This window comes from Flavobacterium ajazii (assembly GCF_010614725.1).
GTDB classification, from domain to species: domain Bacteria; phylum Bacteroidota; class Bacteroidia; order Flavobacteriales; family Flavobacteriaceae; genus Flavobacterium; species Flavobacterium ajazii.
Window position 1 is genome coordinate 623,007 of the sequence record NZ_JAAEHL010000001.1, and the last position, 14,918, is coordinate 637,924.

Here is a 14,918-nt window from a genome sequence, read left to right on the forward strand (position 1 = left end):
TCTTTTCTTAAAAATTATACACCGCTAAAGATTGTAAAACCACCATCTATAGTCACTTTTGAACCTGTAGCAAATTTTGAAGCATCGCTTAGTAACCAAACCAAAGCTCCAATTAATTCGTCCGGATTTCCAAAACGTTTGTAAGGTGTATTTGCTATGATTAAATTACCTCTTTCAGTCAAACTTCCATCAGGATTCGTTAATAAAGTACGGTTTTGTTCTGTTAAGAAAAACCCTGGAACGATCGAATTCATTCTGATTTTATCTCCATATCGTTTTGCCAATTCAACAGAAAACCATTTGGTGTAAGAGTCAATAGCTGATTTTGCCAGACTGTATCCTAAAACTTTTGTGATTGCCTGTTCAGTTGCTACAGATGAAATATTTACGATGCTTCCAACGCTTTCATTGTTTTTTATTACTTCACCAAAAACCTGAGTTGGCAAAAGTGTCCCGAATAAATTCAGGTTCATCACTTTTTGCAAAGCATCCATGTTTAATTTAAAAATATCCTGATCTGACTGAATTACAGCCTCTGGCATATTTCCTCCGGCAGCGTTTACCAAACCATCAATTTTTCCGTATTTTGATAGAACAAGGTCACGTGCTTTTATCAAATCACTTTCGATGGTTACATCCGCAATTAAGGCTATTGCTTGTCCTCCATTTTTGATAATTAATTCCGCTCTTTCGTTGGCAACTTTTTCATTTCTTCCCAAAACACCAACTATACCGCCAGCAGCAGCGATACCGTTAACAAAGGCTTCACCTAAAACTCCGGTAGCTCCTGTAACAATTATTACTTTTCCTTCTAATGTAAAATCTGTTTTCAATTTTTTAGTTTTTAGTTTTTTTAATCCAGTAAAAATACAATTAATCCTCTTGCGCCGTGTGCGCCCAACACTAAAGATTGCTCAATATCTGCTGTTTTTGAAGGTCCTGCAATAAAAGTCCCAAAACCGTACTCCAGATTTCCAATTCTTTTGTAAGCCTGATGCATCATTGGTAATATATCATTTTTATTGACGATAATTGCTAAATATTGTGCGATAAAAGGAGCTACACGCTGTCCTAATATATCATCAGTTACCCAGATGGCGCTATTTTCGGCAACACCAAAATGACCTTTTACTATCGCTAATTCCACATCCTGAAGCGTATGCGGATCATCATTTTTCCAATCTAATGATGCCACTTCAGAAAGCTCAGGAATTGTAGTTATGATTCTTCTGTCAAGTGCATAATTATTTCTGATAAAATCTAAAATTTCACTATAATTTGCCACTTCAACACTCTCTCCACCAATATTTTTCAAAACTGTTTTATAGGTTTCCAAAACATTCGGGTTTTCTGATCCCAAAACCTCTAAATCGGGTAAATCAGTCACAAAATCAGGCTGATTTTGTTTTATTTTCTTTAATATTTCAGCTTTACTGCTCATTATCCTTCGCTTTAGATTCACGTGAATTTTTCTTGTACCATTCTCTAAAAGATTCTTCAGGAACGGCCGGCATTTCACGTTGATCATACCATTTGTTCATTTTATTATTTACTGCTGCAGGAACGTTTTTCATCATAAATCTTCCTGATTTTCCTGCAATATTGAATATCGTTGGATTAGCCAAAACAGTTGCCATAGTTTTCATGGCTATTGTTTTTGCTGTTGGCGTATGGCCTTCTTTAACCAATACCTGACGCCATTTGTACAATTGATCGTGAATATCAATTTTTACAGGACAAACATTGGTACAAGATCCACAAAGCGTACTGGCAAAAGGCAAGTCGGCATTTTTACTCATATCCAGATTTGGAGCCAAAATAGAACCAATTGGCCCAGCAACTGCATTATGATAACTATGTCCACCGCTTCGTCTGTAAACCGGGCATGTATTCATACAGGCACCACAACGAATACATTTTAACGAGTTTCTAAATTCTTCTCTTCCTAATTGTTTGCTTCTTCCGTTATCCACAATAACGATATGCATCTCCTGACCTTCTCTTGGCTTTTTAAAATGACTTGAAAAAGTAGTAATTGGCTGTCCGGTAGCACTTCTGGCCAACAATCTGAGGAAAACTCCCAGATGTTTACGCTGTGGAACAAGTTTTTCGAATCCCATACAGGCAATGTGTACGTCTGCGAGATGTGCGCCCATATCTGCATTTCCTTCATTCGTGCATACTACAAATTCTCCAGTCTCTGCAACAGCAAAATTTACCCCTGTTAAAGCAACTTTTCGGGTTAAAAAAGTATTTCTTAAACTTTGGCGTGCAGATTCTGTTAAATATTGAGGATTAAAATTTCCTTTTTCAGTACCCAAATGTTCGTGGAACGTTTCACTTACATCTTCTTTTTTAAGGTGAATAGCAGGTAAAACAATATGGCTTGGCGGTTCTTTACGCAGCTGTACGATGTATTCACCTAAATCGGAATCAATAACTTCAATACCTTTTTCTGCCAAATAATCGTTTAAATGGCATTCTTCAGTAAGCATTGACTTTGACTTTACCATTTGCTTTACATCATGCTTCGCCATTATCGAATGTACAATCTCATTATGTTCTTTTGCATCGGCTGCCCAGTGAACAGTAATTCCGTTTTTTTGTGCATTTTCTTCAAATTCAATTAAATAATCATGAATATTGGAGAGCACATTATGCTTAATTTGTGAAGCCGTTTCCCTAAGCAATTCCCAATCCGGAATGTTATGTGCAGCCCTGTCACGTTTTTCACGAACAAACCAAAGTGTTTCATCATGCCAATTTACACGTTCAACATCTTTGTTAAAACGTGTAGCCGCTTCGCTATGTGGTATTGTTTTTTCTGAAGACATTTTTTATTATTTTAAAACAAACCCGTTGGGGTCAATTTAGAATCAATTTTTATTTACAAAATTCAAAACATTTTCATGAATGTTCTGGTTTTCCTGAACAGCATCAGCAGCAACATTTTTCAGAAATATATTCTCCACCGGAAGTTCTTTCTGTCCTGAAATTTTCGAAATAAATTTTACATTTGTTGCTTTAACATTATCCAGATATACATTTTTTATTGGCGTAAGTCTACGCTCAATAGTCGGAACTAAAGTACGCCATTGATACAAAACATCTGTATCTATACCAAGTATTCCTGCATCAATTTTACCAGAAACAATATTACTCATATAAATATTGTTTACAAACCCTCCTCTGCGTTCATTTGTTTTTATGAAAAGAAGATGATTCAGTTTTGCACCATCGACAACCGTACAATTATCAATAAAAACATTTTCAATTCCACCGGATAATTCGCTTCCGATGGCTACTAGCTGATGACCATTTTTTACGATACAATTACGAATAACAATATTTTTTGAAGGTGTATTTAATAACCATGCATTTTTTCCGCAACCTGATTTTATGGCAATGGCATCATCTCCCTGATCAAAAACACAATTTTCAATTAATACGTTTTGACTCATTTCAGGATCAACTCCATCATTATTATGTCCGTGTGCATAAACTTTAAGATTTCTGAGCACTACATGTTTAGATAAAAAGGGATGAATCGTCCAGAAAGGACTGTTTGTAATCGAAACACCGTCCATCAAAATATTTTCGCAACGGTTAAACTGAATGAACTGAGGACGAAAACGGGCAGTATCATTTGCCATTTGTCTTTCTTTCATCGGTTTATTGTAGGAAGCCAGATTATACAATTTTTTCAGGCTTTCCATATGTGATTTTGGACGTGTAAACCATTGTTTCCAGATATCCATTTTGGCTTTCAGTTCACCTTCTCCTGTAATGGCAATGTTTTTACACTTATAGGCATAAATTAATGGTGAATAATTGAAGCATTCATATCCTTCCCAGGTTGAGTTTACTGCTGGTAGATAATCATTTGGATCTTCTGAAAAAAGTAAAACAGCTCCTTTATTCAAGTGAAGGTTCACATTGCTTTTAAAGTGAAATTTCTTTGTCAGCCAATCGCCTTCGGGGATAACCACAATTCCTCCACCTGCCTTGCTTGCTTTGGCGATTGCTTTATTTATAGCATCAGAAGTTTTGTCTTTATTTCCCTTAACAGCTCCAAAATCAACAATCGAAAATTCTTTACACTTACTAAAATCCGGAATTTTTATAACCGGCATTTCAAAAGGCGCTTTTACCACTACTTCTTTTAACGTTACCAAAGACGGATCTTTTTTAAACGATAAAAAAATAATCGAAAGTATTAATACAAAACCGAGCGTCAATTTTTTCATAAGTAAGCTATTTTAACACATAGAGACATAGATTTTAAAGCTTTAAAAAGGCGTTTTACTTTGCTAAAAAACACATAGCTATGTGTAAATGATTTGTCATTTATTCAATCTTAATTTAACGATGTTTCTATGTGTTTAAATTTTTGTCCTATTTTATTAAACTATTCTATTCCAGAGTTTAATATTTCAGCAATATGAATCGTTTTTATATGGCTTTTTTGCCTTTTCAAAATTCCTTCCAAATGCATCAGACAAGACATATCTCCTCCTGTAATATAATCAACATCGTGCTTTTCATGATCTTTGATTCGGTCCTGACCCATTTTTACAGAAACCGCTTCTTCAGTTACGCAAAATGTACCTCCAAAACCACAACATTCGTCTTTTCTGCTTAATGAAACCAAATCCAGACCTTTAATATTGTTCAGTAATTGTTCAGGTTTAGAGAAATATGGTGCGTTCAATTCGGTCATCTGCGAAAGCTTAAGCCCGCGTTGTCCATGGCAGCTTTGATGTATCCCTACTTTGTGCGGAAAATTTCCTTCGATGTGATCTACTTTAAGTACATCAGTAATAAATTCTGTTAATTCAAAAACTTTTTTGCGCATTTCTGCCGCCAGTTCTTCCTGTTTTTCATCATGCAAATGATCTTTTACATGCAAAACACAACTTCCTGAAGGGCAAACGATATAATCAAATTCTGAAAAATTAGCTATAAAGTTCGCATCACAGCCTTTGGTTAAATGTGCATAACCGCTGTTAGCCATTGGCTGACCGCAGCAAGTCTGTTTCATCGGAAAACGGACATCGCATCCCAGTTTCATTAATAGTTCATAAGTTGCAATTCCTACTTTAGGATAAAATTGGTCGACGTAGCAGGGTATGAATAATCCAATTTTCATATTCTTGGTAATTATAATTTTTTCACGCAGATTTTTAAAAAGATTTGAGCTGATTTACATATATTATTTTAAAATTAATTTGCTATAATTTGCAGAATCAGTGTCAAACAAAATCTATATTTTTTCTGCGGTAATCTTTTTTTACGCAGTTTATTTTAAAATTAAATCTGCTTGATCCGCAAAATCTGCGAGAAACAAAATACTCCCGCAGATTTTGCAGATTTAGGAGATTTTTTTTCTAATCCTTTAATCTGCTAATTTATCTTAATGTTTATAAAACTTCAGATCAATTAAATCGTTCTGGATAGGTTTAGGATTCCAGTTTTGATGAATTGCTAATGCTGCTCCCAAAGCACTTGCCTGTGCCATTGACGCTGCATAAACCTCTATATCCGGGAAAGCTTCGGCCAGTAAATTCATGAAAATTGAATTTTTACTAAAACCTCCATCCACAAAAATTTTCTTTACAGGGCTGTTATGAATCACTAAATTAGTTGAAAAAACCTGTTGTTCAACGAGATCCAACATTAATTGATGATAAGCAATTTCGTAGGTTTTGAAAGTAGAAAGATCCCTCTTTTGAAAAGGACATTCCTTAAGAATATCAAAATCGTACTTTTTCGGGTATACAATCTGAAAATTTACCGCTCTCAAATTCGATACTATTTTTTTATCAAAATATACTTCTTTAAAAGTATCAAACGGCACGTTGAAATGCTCTGCCAGTCTTTTTGCCTGCACTTCATGTTCGTTCCCTGAAAACAAACGGGCTGCTTTTACAGGTTTTTCTGTATATTGCATGTAACACAGACAGTCGTTTTTAAGCTCCTCAAACGTTAAAGGTTTATTGTTAAAAGGATTCAGGGAAATACTCCATGTTCCGGTTGACAATAAAACAAAAGGCTCTGTAAAGTTTATCGTATAAGGAATAATTGCCGATGAACTGTCGTGCAAACCAATTCCGATAGCCAAATCATCTTCTTTCTTTATAACATCTTTGCCATAATGAAGTGGTGCCAATTTATCCTTTATACCCTCATTTTTAAGCCATTTGTGGTACTTCATCTTTTTAAAATTCCAAAGATTTGTATGGCAACCAATGCTTGTAATGTCTGTATAAGCTTCACCGGTTAACAGAAAACTTAGATATTGCGGCAAGTGCAGGCAATATTTTACTTTTTCAAATAATTCCGGTTTTTCTTCTTTTAACCTGTAAATCTGCATTCCGGAATTCAGGCTTCCTAAAACAGGAGAAGCTGTTTTTACTGCAAAAACTTCTTCTCCTTTATATTTTTTGTAAAAACCGTTTTTCAGTTCTTCCGGATAATCTTTTAAATAATTGTATAAAGGTGTCAATGAATTTCCCTCTTCATCAATATAAACAAAACTAGCTCCGTAAGTACTGAAATTAATAGCTTTCAGAACATAATTGTTTAGTTCTTTTATTTCTGATAATCGTTCGAGAATCCAGTTTCTTAGTACATCAATATTTTCGCAGGGAAAACCATCTTCATCAACGGTTTCGTCCAGATTTACTGATTTTTCCCAAACGATTTTATAATTTTCATCAAATAAAAATACCTTTTTGTTGGTTTTACCAATATCAAAAATTGCAACTACGTTCATTTCTTTAGTTCTGAGTTTTGAGTTATAAATTATGAGTTAATTTCTATTCGAAAAATTCATGGTTATGAAGCAAAGTCTTTTGTCTTTTAAACTTATAACACATAATTCATAACTCATAATTATTATAATCCTGTAGCTACGGTTTTTAATCCTCTTTCGCCAATTAGATTTCCTCTAACGTCAAGACTACGGTACAATTCAACCGGGTTTAACGCTGCACCTGAACGCAAACGAGCCTCAGCAACCAAAGCACGAACATCTGTACGGAAAGCATTTTGAAGAATTTCCTGTGCTTTTACCACATCATTTTCTTCCTGAGCAATTTCTAATGCTTTTCTGTCAACAGAAAGAGCCTGAGCATAAGCAATCATAATTGCTTCAACAGATTGCAATAAATCTTCTAAAGGATCTTTTACGTTATGAGATGCATCAATCATCCATCCTAAATCTTTAGCATGGTTCATTCCACGAGCGTCCATTCCTTCAACCAATTCGTTGAAAATCAAGAATAACTGATACGGTTTTAATGCTCCTGCAGTTAAATCGTCATCACCATATTTTGAATCATTAAAGTGGAAACCACCTAATTTATTATCCATCAATAAAATAGAAACAATCTGCTCAATATTTGCGTTTGGTAAATGGTGTCCTAAGTCAACAAGAGTTTTGGCTTTATCACCTAATTTTTGAACGTATGAATAAGACTGTCCCCAATCTGCTACAGTTGTAGAGTAAAAGTTTGGTTCAGCACATTTGTATTCTAAAAACAATTTCCAGTTTGAAGGTAATGCATCATAGATTTCTTCTAAACTTTCTAATGTATTTTGGTATGCTTTACGGAAGTTTAATTGCCCAGGGAAGTTAGAACCATCTGCTAACCAAACAGTAAGAGAATCAGATCCTAATTCAATTCCGTGCTTAATAACTTCAATATTGTGAGCAATCGCCTGTTTACGAACTGCTTTATTTACGTTTTGCAAAGAACCGTATTTGTAAGTATGCTCAGCATTTGCCTGATCCTGAAAAGTGTTTGAATTCATAGCATCAAACTTCAATCCGTGTTGTGCGGCAAGAGATCTGATAGCATTATAATCTGTCGGGATATCCCACGGAATATGTAAAGAAATCGCTCCTGAAGCATTGTTTAATTTATGAAGCAAACCTACATCTTCGATTTTTTCTTCTAATGAGCGAGGTTCTCCTCCACCTGCAAAACGTCCAAATCTTGTTCCTCCTGTTCCTAAAGCCCAGGATGGAATTGCGATTTGAAAATCGATTAATTTTTGAATGATAGCTTCACTTTCTGCAATTTCTGAAGCTGTAAAAACCAATTTATTCTGATGTTTTTTTAATAAACCATCATTATGAGATGCGATAATGTTTGATTGAATTAACATACTTATTTATTTTTAAATAGGGTTTACAATATAAGGCTATTTCTATAAACCAAACCCTTGTTATACGTTACTTTTTTGTGTTTTTTTGTTTGTTTTTAATGTGTTTAGGAAATTTATTTATAAAATAGAATTGTCATAAAAAATCTAACGTCCGACCGAAATCGAACGTTAGAAAACAAAAACCACTTTGTTAAATAAACTTAAAAAAAACTAAACAACTTATCTGTAAAAGCCCATTGTTACTCCGCCGTCTACATTCAGGGCATTTCCTGTTGATTTATTCAACAGTCCTCCTACGAATGCGAAACATGCGTTTGCAATATCATCAGGCAATATAATTTCATTTAATAATGTGCGTTTCGCGTAGTAAGCAGGCAATTCTTCAACGGTAATTCCGTAAGCTTTTGCACGACCTTCAGCCCATCCACCAGACCAGATGTTAGAATCTGAGATTACAGCATCAGGATTAACTGTGTTTACACGAATTTTATCAGCACCTAATTCTGCAGCCATCAAGCGTGTTAAATGTGCCTGAGCTGCTTTTGCAGAACCGTATCCAGGATTGTTTGGACCAGCCACTACAGCATTTTTAGAAACAATGTTTACGATATCTCCACCAAAACCTTGTTTACGCATTACTTCGATTCCGGCTTTAGAAACAATAAATTGTCCTTTCACCAAAATATCATATAATCTGTCCCACTCTTCAAAAGTATGTTCAGCGATTGATTTTGAAATACTGATACCTGCATTGTTGATGATAATATCAGCACCACCAAATGCTAAACAAGCAGCATCTAAAGCTTTTTCTGTACTTACATCGTCAGTAACGTTTAATAATGTACTTGAAACAGCATCTCTACCGAATGTTTTGATGAATTCTGCTTTTGCACCTTCTAAACGCTCTTCATTGATATCGTTGATTACCACACAAGCTCCTTCTTCAGCAAATCTTTTAGCGATAGCTTTTCCAATTCCACCAGCAGAACCGGTAACTAAAGCAACTCTTCCTGAAAGTGCTTTTGGTTTTGGCATACGCTGTAATTTTGCTTCTTCCAACAACCAGTATTCGATATCAAAAGCTTCCTGATGTGGTAAAGAAGTGTATTCAGAAACCGCTTCAGCGCCTTTCATTACATTTACTGCATTGATATAGTACTCAGATGCTAAACGAGCCATTGTTTTATCTTTGGCAAACGTAAACATACCAACTCCAGGATATAAAATTACAACTGGGTTCGGGTCACGCATTGCAGGCGAATTAGATTTTTTACAAGCATTGTAATAGTCTTTGTACATTGCTCTGTAAGCTTCAAAAGCAGGAGTCAATTTTGCTTTGATTGCATCTACGTCTGATAAATCTTCATTTGGATCTAATTCTAAAACCAAAGGACTGATTTTTGTACGCAAAAAGTGATCAGGGCAAGAAGTTCCTAACGGAGCTAATTTTGACAAATCATTAGAATTGATGAATTCCAAAACTCTTGCATCATCAGTATAATGACCAATCATCTGACGCTCTGATGAACAGAAACCTCTTAAAATTGGAGCTACTTTTGCTGCTTTTAATTTACGATCCGCTTCCGGAAGGCTGTCTATTTTTTTACCTCCAAAAACAGGACGTTTTTTTCCGTAGTTGCTTTCTAAGTATTCAGCACATTTCTCAATTACTTCAAGTGTGTTGATATAACTTTCGTAAGCAGTATCTCCCCATGTAAACAAACCATGAGAACCTAACATGATACCACGCAATTTTTTTCCTTTTTTCTCAGCTTCTTCCAGACAGCTTCTTAACTGAAGCCCTAAGTCGAAACCTGGACGCTGCCATCCTACCCAACCGATTTCTCCGTCGAATAATTCTTCTGTGATTTTTGCTCCGTCTTTAGCAGCTGCAATTGCAATAGCGGCATCAGGGTGCAGGTGATCAATATGTTTAAACGGTAGGAAACCGTGTAATGGCGTATCAATAGAAGGTGCTTTAGAAGCTAAATCAAAAATACAGTGGTTAAATAATTCAACCATTTCATCTTCAAATTCAATTCCTCTGTATACATTTTCAAGATTGCGTAATCTGTCTAAGTAAAGAGCAGCACACCCTGATTTTGTCAATGTTCCGATATCTCCACCAGAACCTTTAATCCACATTACTTCAGAGCTTTCGCCTGTCAATGGGTCTTTATCAGTAATTTTAACCGAAGTATTTCCTCCTCCATAGTTTGTAAGTCTTAAATCTGCTCCCAATAAATTAGAGCGATAGATAAAAAGAGCTACTTCATCTCCTGCTAATGCTGCAGCTTTAGCGTCATCCCAAAGGTAGCTTACGTGCTGAAAAGTCATGTTTTTTGTGTTTATATTTGACATTTTAATATATTAATTGATTATTATAAAGAGTTCCCAATTCCGACTACCACAATAGATAACATGATAAGTCCGATGCCCAGCAAAAATGTGTTGAACGTTACTTTAGCCACACCTTTCCATTCTTTTAAATAGAATCCCCAGAAGTTGGCAGTAAGTATAATAGTTGACATGTGTAAAATCCATGAACTTGCTCCGTTTCCTAATTTACTTTCACCCATTCCATAGAAGAAAAACTGAAGGAACCACATGGTACCTGCAATAGCTGAGAAAAGTATATTTTTTGAAATCGGTGTTTTGGTGTCTGTGTAGTTTCCAAAAGTTTTATTTCTAAAATTAAGGTAAATACACCATATAAAGTTGGTCGTTAATCCGCCCCAAAGTATAACTATATAGGTAACGTTGTTTTGGAATAAGAATTCGCCCTGATTTGGATTTAATGTTTTCCATGCTTCATTAGCTACATCTGCCATTGGTTTTCCTGCTTCAATTCCGAAATTAAAGAATGAACTTAAAATACCTGATACGATAGCAATAATCAAACCTTTTACTAAGCTGAAGTCTTTGTCTTTATCTTCGTGTCCTGTTGCAAAATCTTTTTCTTTCAGCATTCCAGCCTTTCCTAAAATGGCAATCCCGATAATACATATAAGTACACCAACCAGAACCATTTGTCCACCTGTATTTGCAAACATGTCACTAATTGACTCCTTCCCTTCTGTTGGACTGAAATTATAGTAAATTGGCGGAATCAAAGCTCCAAAAGCAGAACAAAATCCTAAAGTGATTGAATTACCTAATGACATTCCTAAATAACGAACACCTAATCCGTAAGTCAATCCTCCTATTCCCCAGATCAACCCCATAGTATAAGCTAATACTTTTATGTTTGGAGCTGCATTAGCAATTATATCTGTAAAATTCGGAATTGTTAAGTAAGCAGCGATTGGCGGAACGATCAACCAGGAGAAAAAACCTCCTATTAACCAGTAGCTTTCCCAAGCCCAATCTTTAACTTTTTTAAAAGGCATATAAAAACTGCCTGACGAAAATCCTCCGATGGAGTGAAAAATAATTCCGAGTAATGATTCCATTTAATTTTTTTTGTGGTTTAAGTTGATAGTAGTAGTTATTGGTTTGGTAAAATAAGAGAATGTAAAAAAGAAAACTATCCTGTACTGTCCTTTCCTTAATTTATATTTATTTTAAATCATAAATTATTGCAAGAAGAATCAATTTATTGTGATTTTTTAAATTTAAAATTCATATTTTAGCGAACGCTTGCGTAATCAATATCTTTTAGTGCTTTTTAAAGAAAATTATTACAGATAATGCAATTATAATACCTTCTCTTTCAATTAAGAGAGCCTTTACTATACTACACCATGATTAAATTAATTAAAATAGATGAAGATTCAAGGGTACCCAAGTACAAGCAGATTGTAGATTCTATACTACAAAACATTGCCAATGGTAACCTGAAAATAAATCAAAAGATTCCTTCCATAAACAACTTCAGTGAAGAGTTTTATATGTCGAGGGATACTGTTGAGAAAGCTTATAATATTTTAAAAGAGCGTAAAATTATTTCTTCTATAAGAGGAAAAGGATATTATATTACCCGAACGAAATTAGAATCTAAAGTGAATATTTTGTTCCTGTTTAATAAACTGAGCGCATATAAAATGAAAACGTACAGCTCTTTTATTAATACATTAGGAGCAAATGCACATGTAGATTTGCACATATATCATTGTGATGAAACCTTATTTTTAAATCTGCTGGATAAATTTGAAGGAGCATACGATTATTATGTTATTACGACACACTTTAAAACAGACGAATTAAAACATTTGAGTTTTACTGATGAAGTTGCAAAAGCTATCCAGAGAATACCACAGGACAAGCTGGTAATTATGGATAACATAAAAATTGGTTTAGGAAGCGAGGTCATCAAAATATATCAGGATTTTGAAAATGATATTTATAATGCCTTAAAAGAAGGACTTACGAAAATAAACAAATACAAAAGACTGATTTTAATATACCCTGAGAAAGCCGTTTATCCTTATCCAAGAAGAATTTTGCATGGTTTCAGAAAGTTTTGTGTAGAACACGAGATTAATTTTGAAATTTTAAGCGAGGTTTACGATGATATGATCCTTAAAAAAGGAGACTTATTTATCACTATAGAAGAATCTGATCTGGTTAATTTAGTCAAACAAATCAGGGACGAAGAATACGTATTAGGAAGCGACATCGGCATTATATCCTACAACGATACTCCATTAAAAGATTTATTAGGCATAACAGTTATGTCTACCGATTTTAATGAAATGGGAGAAATCGCTGCAAGAATGATTTTAAACAAAGAAAAAGGAGAAATTAAAGTCCCTTTTAATTTTATAGACAGAAACTCTATTTAATTATTGTAAGACTTTATGATTATTTTTGATTTGTATTCGTTACAAAACAGCTCTTAAATGTTAATTTTTCAAACTTATTTCTTTTATTTAGAATTAATATAAATAATATTTTATCTTTGTCACCAGCTTCTGGCCTAATACCACTTAGGATAATTAATCCTTAACCAGAGTTCAAAAATAGATGAATATTAATACCTGCTTAGAATCCGAAACTTTTGAATCTTTTAAAAAGGGAGAAGAAGCTGCGTTTACTTATTTCTATGATAAATTTTTCCGCAGGATTACTTCTTTCAGCGTTCAGTTTATTTATGATACTGATGAAGCGGAAAACCTTGCACAAGAAGCCTTCATAAATTTATGGCAAAACAGGGAAAACATTGATTCCATAAACGGAATACAATCGTTTTTATATACTTATGCTAAATCTAAGTGCCTAAATTTAATTCGTCATAACAAAGTAAAAGACAAATTTAAAAGCGACTTACTCAACCAAAAAGAAAGAGAACTTGATATTGAAGTTTTAAATTCAATCCAGTTTGACACGTTAGAATTAACTGAATTAGAACGACTAATTCAGGAAGCCATTAACGATTTACCTCCAAAAACCAGAGAAGTTTTTATCAAAAAACGTTTTGAAAACAAAAAAAATGCAGAAATAGCCGACGAAATGAATGTTACTCTAAAAGCCGTTGAAGCCCATATGACAAAGGCTTTGAAGATTTTAAAAGTAAAATTATCGGACTATACATACCTCGTATCCTATCTTTATTTGTAATAATTAAAAATTAAACATAGGGTTTTTTATTTCTGAAGTGTACTAACTATAACGAGACACTTAAAACTCAAAAATGACATCAGAAATAATTTACAAGTACCTGAATAATGAAGCTTCAGAACATGAAGTTCAAACACTATTTGAATGGATTGATGCTTCTGAAGAAAATAAAAGGCATTTTATAGCTATAAAAAAAGCCTGGGTAATTTCTTCATTATCAGAGGACATTTCAGCAGAAACAATTCCGGTAATCCAGATTAAGGCAAAGAAAAAATATTCTGTTTATTTAAAATACGCTGCAGTTGTATTTGTACTCCTTGGTTTAGGCAAAATAGCTTTAACTTATACGAGCAATCAGCTTCCGAAAAATTCAAAAGAAATCGTTCTTGAATTAGGTAATGGACAAACGCAATACATTACCAATAAAAACCAAAAAAAATTAGTGAATGATAAAGGCGAACTGATCGCTAAAAAACTTCCAGGTCAAATTGTGTATTTTGGAAAAGCTAAAGATAATGAGTTAATATACAACTCACTTAAAGTTCCTTATGGTAAGACATTTAAACTTATACTTTCAGATGGAACAATCATAAATCTGAATTCCGGAACCACTTTACGTTATCCTGAACAGTTTGGAATTAACGGAAAAAGAACTGTTTATCTGACCGGAGAAGCCTTTTTTGAAGTTGCCAAAGACAAAGAACATCCTTTTATAGTAAATGTCAATGAGGCAGAAATTGAAGTTTTGGGAACGAAGTTTAATGTAAGTGCTTATCCTGAAAACCCATCGGTTAATAGTGTTTTGGTTGAAGGAAGTATTCAAATGTATGAAACTCAAAATACATCAAATTCGGTATTGCTGAAACCAAATCAAATGGCTACATGGCTAAATAATTCAAAAAAAATTACAACAAAGTCAGTTGATCCTTCTTTTTATTCGGCCTGGACAAAAGGAGAGCTTACCTTTAAAGATACTCCTTTTTCAACAATCATTAAAATAATTCAACGCACCTACGATGTTGAAATTATTAATAAAAATTCGGATTTAGCTAAGCAAAGTTTTACCGGATCTATTAAAATTAGTGAATCGAGTGTCGAAAATATTTTAGAACTCCTGAAACGTGACACTCCGTTTGATTATACGATTGAACAAAATAAAATTACCATAACCAATATTCCATAAACCA

Annotated in this window: 12 protein-coding genes; 3 read left to right on the forward strand and 9 right to left on the reverse strand. The window is 34.0% G+C overall.

The window, feature by feature from the left end; genetic code table 11:
• Nucleotides 1-14: 14 nt before the first annotated feature.
• From GWR14_RS02350 to rhaT, 9 genes are all read right to left on the reverse strand, one after another.
• Entirely contained in the window at nucleotides 15-833 is an 819-nt protein-coding gene (locus GWR14_RS02350) for an SDR family oxidoreductase (RefSeq protein WP_163407359.1), read from the reverse strand.
• 20 nt (nucleotides 834-853) lie between these two features.
• A complete protein-coding gene (locus tag GWR14_RS02355) occupies nucleotides 854-1,441 on the reverse strand; it encodes a LutC/YkgG family protein (RefSeq protein WP_163407361.1) in 588 nt (195 codons plus the stop codon).
• On the reverse strand, nucleotides 1,431-2,834 hold the full coding sequence (locus GWR14_RS02360; protein WP_163407362.1) for a lactate utilization protein B: 1,404 nt from the start codon (nucleotides 2,832-2,834) through the stop codon (nucleotides 1,431-1,433). Before GWR14_RS02360 ends, GWR14_RS02355 begins: the two co-directional genes overlap by 11 nt.
• 42 nt (nucleotides 2,835-2,876) lie before the next feature.
• The gene (locus GWR14_RS02365; protein ID WP_163407363.1) at nucleotides 2,877-4,247 is read right to left on the reverse strand and encodes a glycoside hydrolase family 28 protein; all 1,371 of its coding nucleotides are present in this window, start codon (nucleotides 4,245-4,247) and stop codon (nucleotides 2,877-2,879) included.
• Nucleotides 4,248-4,408: 161 nt separating this feature from the next.
• Nucleotides 4,409-5,149, reverse strand: a complete 741-nt coding sequence (locus tag GWR14_RS02370) for a (Fe-S)-binding protein (RefSeq protein WP_163407365.1) — start codon at nucleotides 5,147-5,149, stop codon at nucleotides 4,409-4,411.
• A 264-nt stretch (nucleotides 5,150-5,413) separates the two neighbouring features.
• Nucleotides 5,414-6,775 carry an FGGY-family carbohydrate kinase gene (locus GWR14_RS02375; protein ID WP_163407366.1) on the reverse strand — a complete coding sequence of 454 codons (1,362 nt, stop codon included), beginning with the start codon at nucleotides 6,773-6,775 and terminating at the stop codon, nucleotides 5,414-5,416.
• 122 nt (nucleotides 6,776-6,897) lie between these two features.
• Nucleotides 6,898-8,172, reverse strand: a complete 1,275-nt coding sequence (locus GWR14_RS02380; RefSeq protein ID WP_163407368.1) for a TIM barrel protein — start codon at nucleotides 8,170-8,172, stop codon at nucleotides 6,898-6,900.
• Nucleotides 8,173-8,391: 219 nt separating this feature from the next.
• Nucleotides 8,392-10,533 (reverse strand): bifunctional aldolase/short-chain dehydrogenase, encoded by a 2,142-nt coding sequence (locus GWR14_RS02385; protein WP_163407370.1) that lies wholly within the window; start codon nucleotides 10,531-10,533, stop codon nucleotides 8,392-8,394.
• Nucleotides 10,534-10,553: 20 nt separating this feature from the next.
• On the reverse strand, nucleotides 10,554-11,624 hold the full coding sequence (gene rhaT, locus GWR14_RS02390; protein ID WP_163407371.1) for an L-rhamnose/proton symporter RhaT: 1,071 nt from the start codon (nucleotides 11,622-11,624) through the stop codon (nucleotides 10,554-10,556).
• Nucleotides 11,625-11,915: 291 nt separating this feature from the next.
• On the opposite strand from rhaT, the gene GWR14_RS02395 reads away from it, so the two are divergent.
• From GWR14_RS02395 to GWR14_RS02405, 3 genes are all read left to right on the forward strand, one after another.
• Nucleotides 11,916-12,956 (forward strand): GntR family transcriptional regulator, encoded by a 1,041-nt coding sequence (locus GWR14_RS02395; RefSeq protein ID WP_163407372.1) that lies wholly within the window; start codon nucleotides 11,916-11,918, stop codon nucleotides 12,954-12,956.
• A 181-nt stretch (nucleotides 12,957-13,137) separates the two neighbouring features.
• Nucleotides 13,138-13,731, forward strand: coding sequence for an RNA polymerase sigma-70 factor (locus tag GWR14_RS02400; protein ID WP_163407374.1), 594 nt, complete (start codon nucleotides 13,138-13,140; stop codon nucleotides 13,729-13,731).
• A gap of 73 nt (nucleotides 13,732-13,804) precedes the next feature.
• Nucleotides 13,805-14,914, forward strand: a complete 1,110-nt coding sequence (locus GWR14_RS02405; protein WP_163407376.1) for a FecR family protein — start codon at nucleotides 13,805-13,807, stop codon at nucleotides 14,912-14,914.
• Nucleotides 14,915-14,918: the final 4 nt, after the last annotated feature.

Bases quoted from the DNA above. Each gene is read 5' to 3' on its own strand.
- GWR14_RS02355 (WP_163407361.1), bottom strand. From the start codon at position 1,441: ATGAGCAGTAAAGCTGAAATATTAAAGAAAATAAAACAAAATCAGCCT.
- GWR14_RS02360 (WP_163407362.1), bottom strand. From the start codon at position 2,834: ATGTCTTCAGAAAAAACAATACCACATAGCGAAGCGGCTACACGTTTT.
- GWR14_RS02365 (WP_163407363.1), bottom strand. From the start codon at position 4,247: ATGAAAAAATTGACGCTCGGTTTTGTATTAATACTTTCGATTATTTTT.
- GWR14_RS02370 (WP_163407365.1), bottom strand. From the start codon at position 5,149: ATGAAAATTGGATTATTCATACCCTGCTACGTCGACCAATTTTATCCT.
- GWR14_RS02375 (WP_163407366.1), bottom strand. From the start codon at position 6,775: ATGAACGTAGTTGCAATTTTTGATATTGGTAAAACCAACAAAAAGGTA.
- GWR14_RS02380 (WP_163407368.1), bottom strand. From the start codon at position 8,172: ATGTTAATTCAATCAAACATTATCGCATCTCATAATGATGGTTTATTA.
- GWR14_RS02385 (WP_163407370.1), bottom strand. From the start codon at position 10,533: ATGTCAAATATAAACACAAAAAACATGACTTTTCAGCACGTAAGCTAC.
- rhaT (WP_163407371.1), bottom strand. From the start codon at position 11,624: ATGGAATCATTACTCGGAATTATTTTTCACTCCATCGGAGGATTTTCG.
- GWR14_RS02395 (WP_163407372.1), top strand. From the start codon at position 11,916: ATGATTAAATTAATTAAAATAGATGAAGATTCAAGGGTACCCAAGTAC.
- GWR14_RS02400 (WP_163407374.1), top strand. From the start codon at position 13,138: ATGAATATTAATACCTGCTTAGAATCCGAAACTTTTGAATCTTTTAAA.
- GWR14_RS02405 (WP_163407376.1), top strand. From the start codon at position 13,805: ATGACATCAGAAATAATTTACAAGTACCTGAATAATGAAGCTTCAGAA.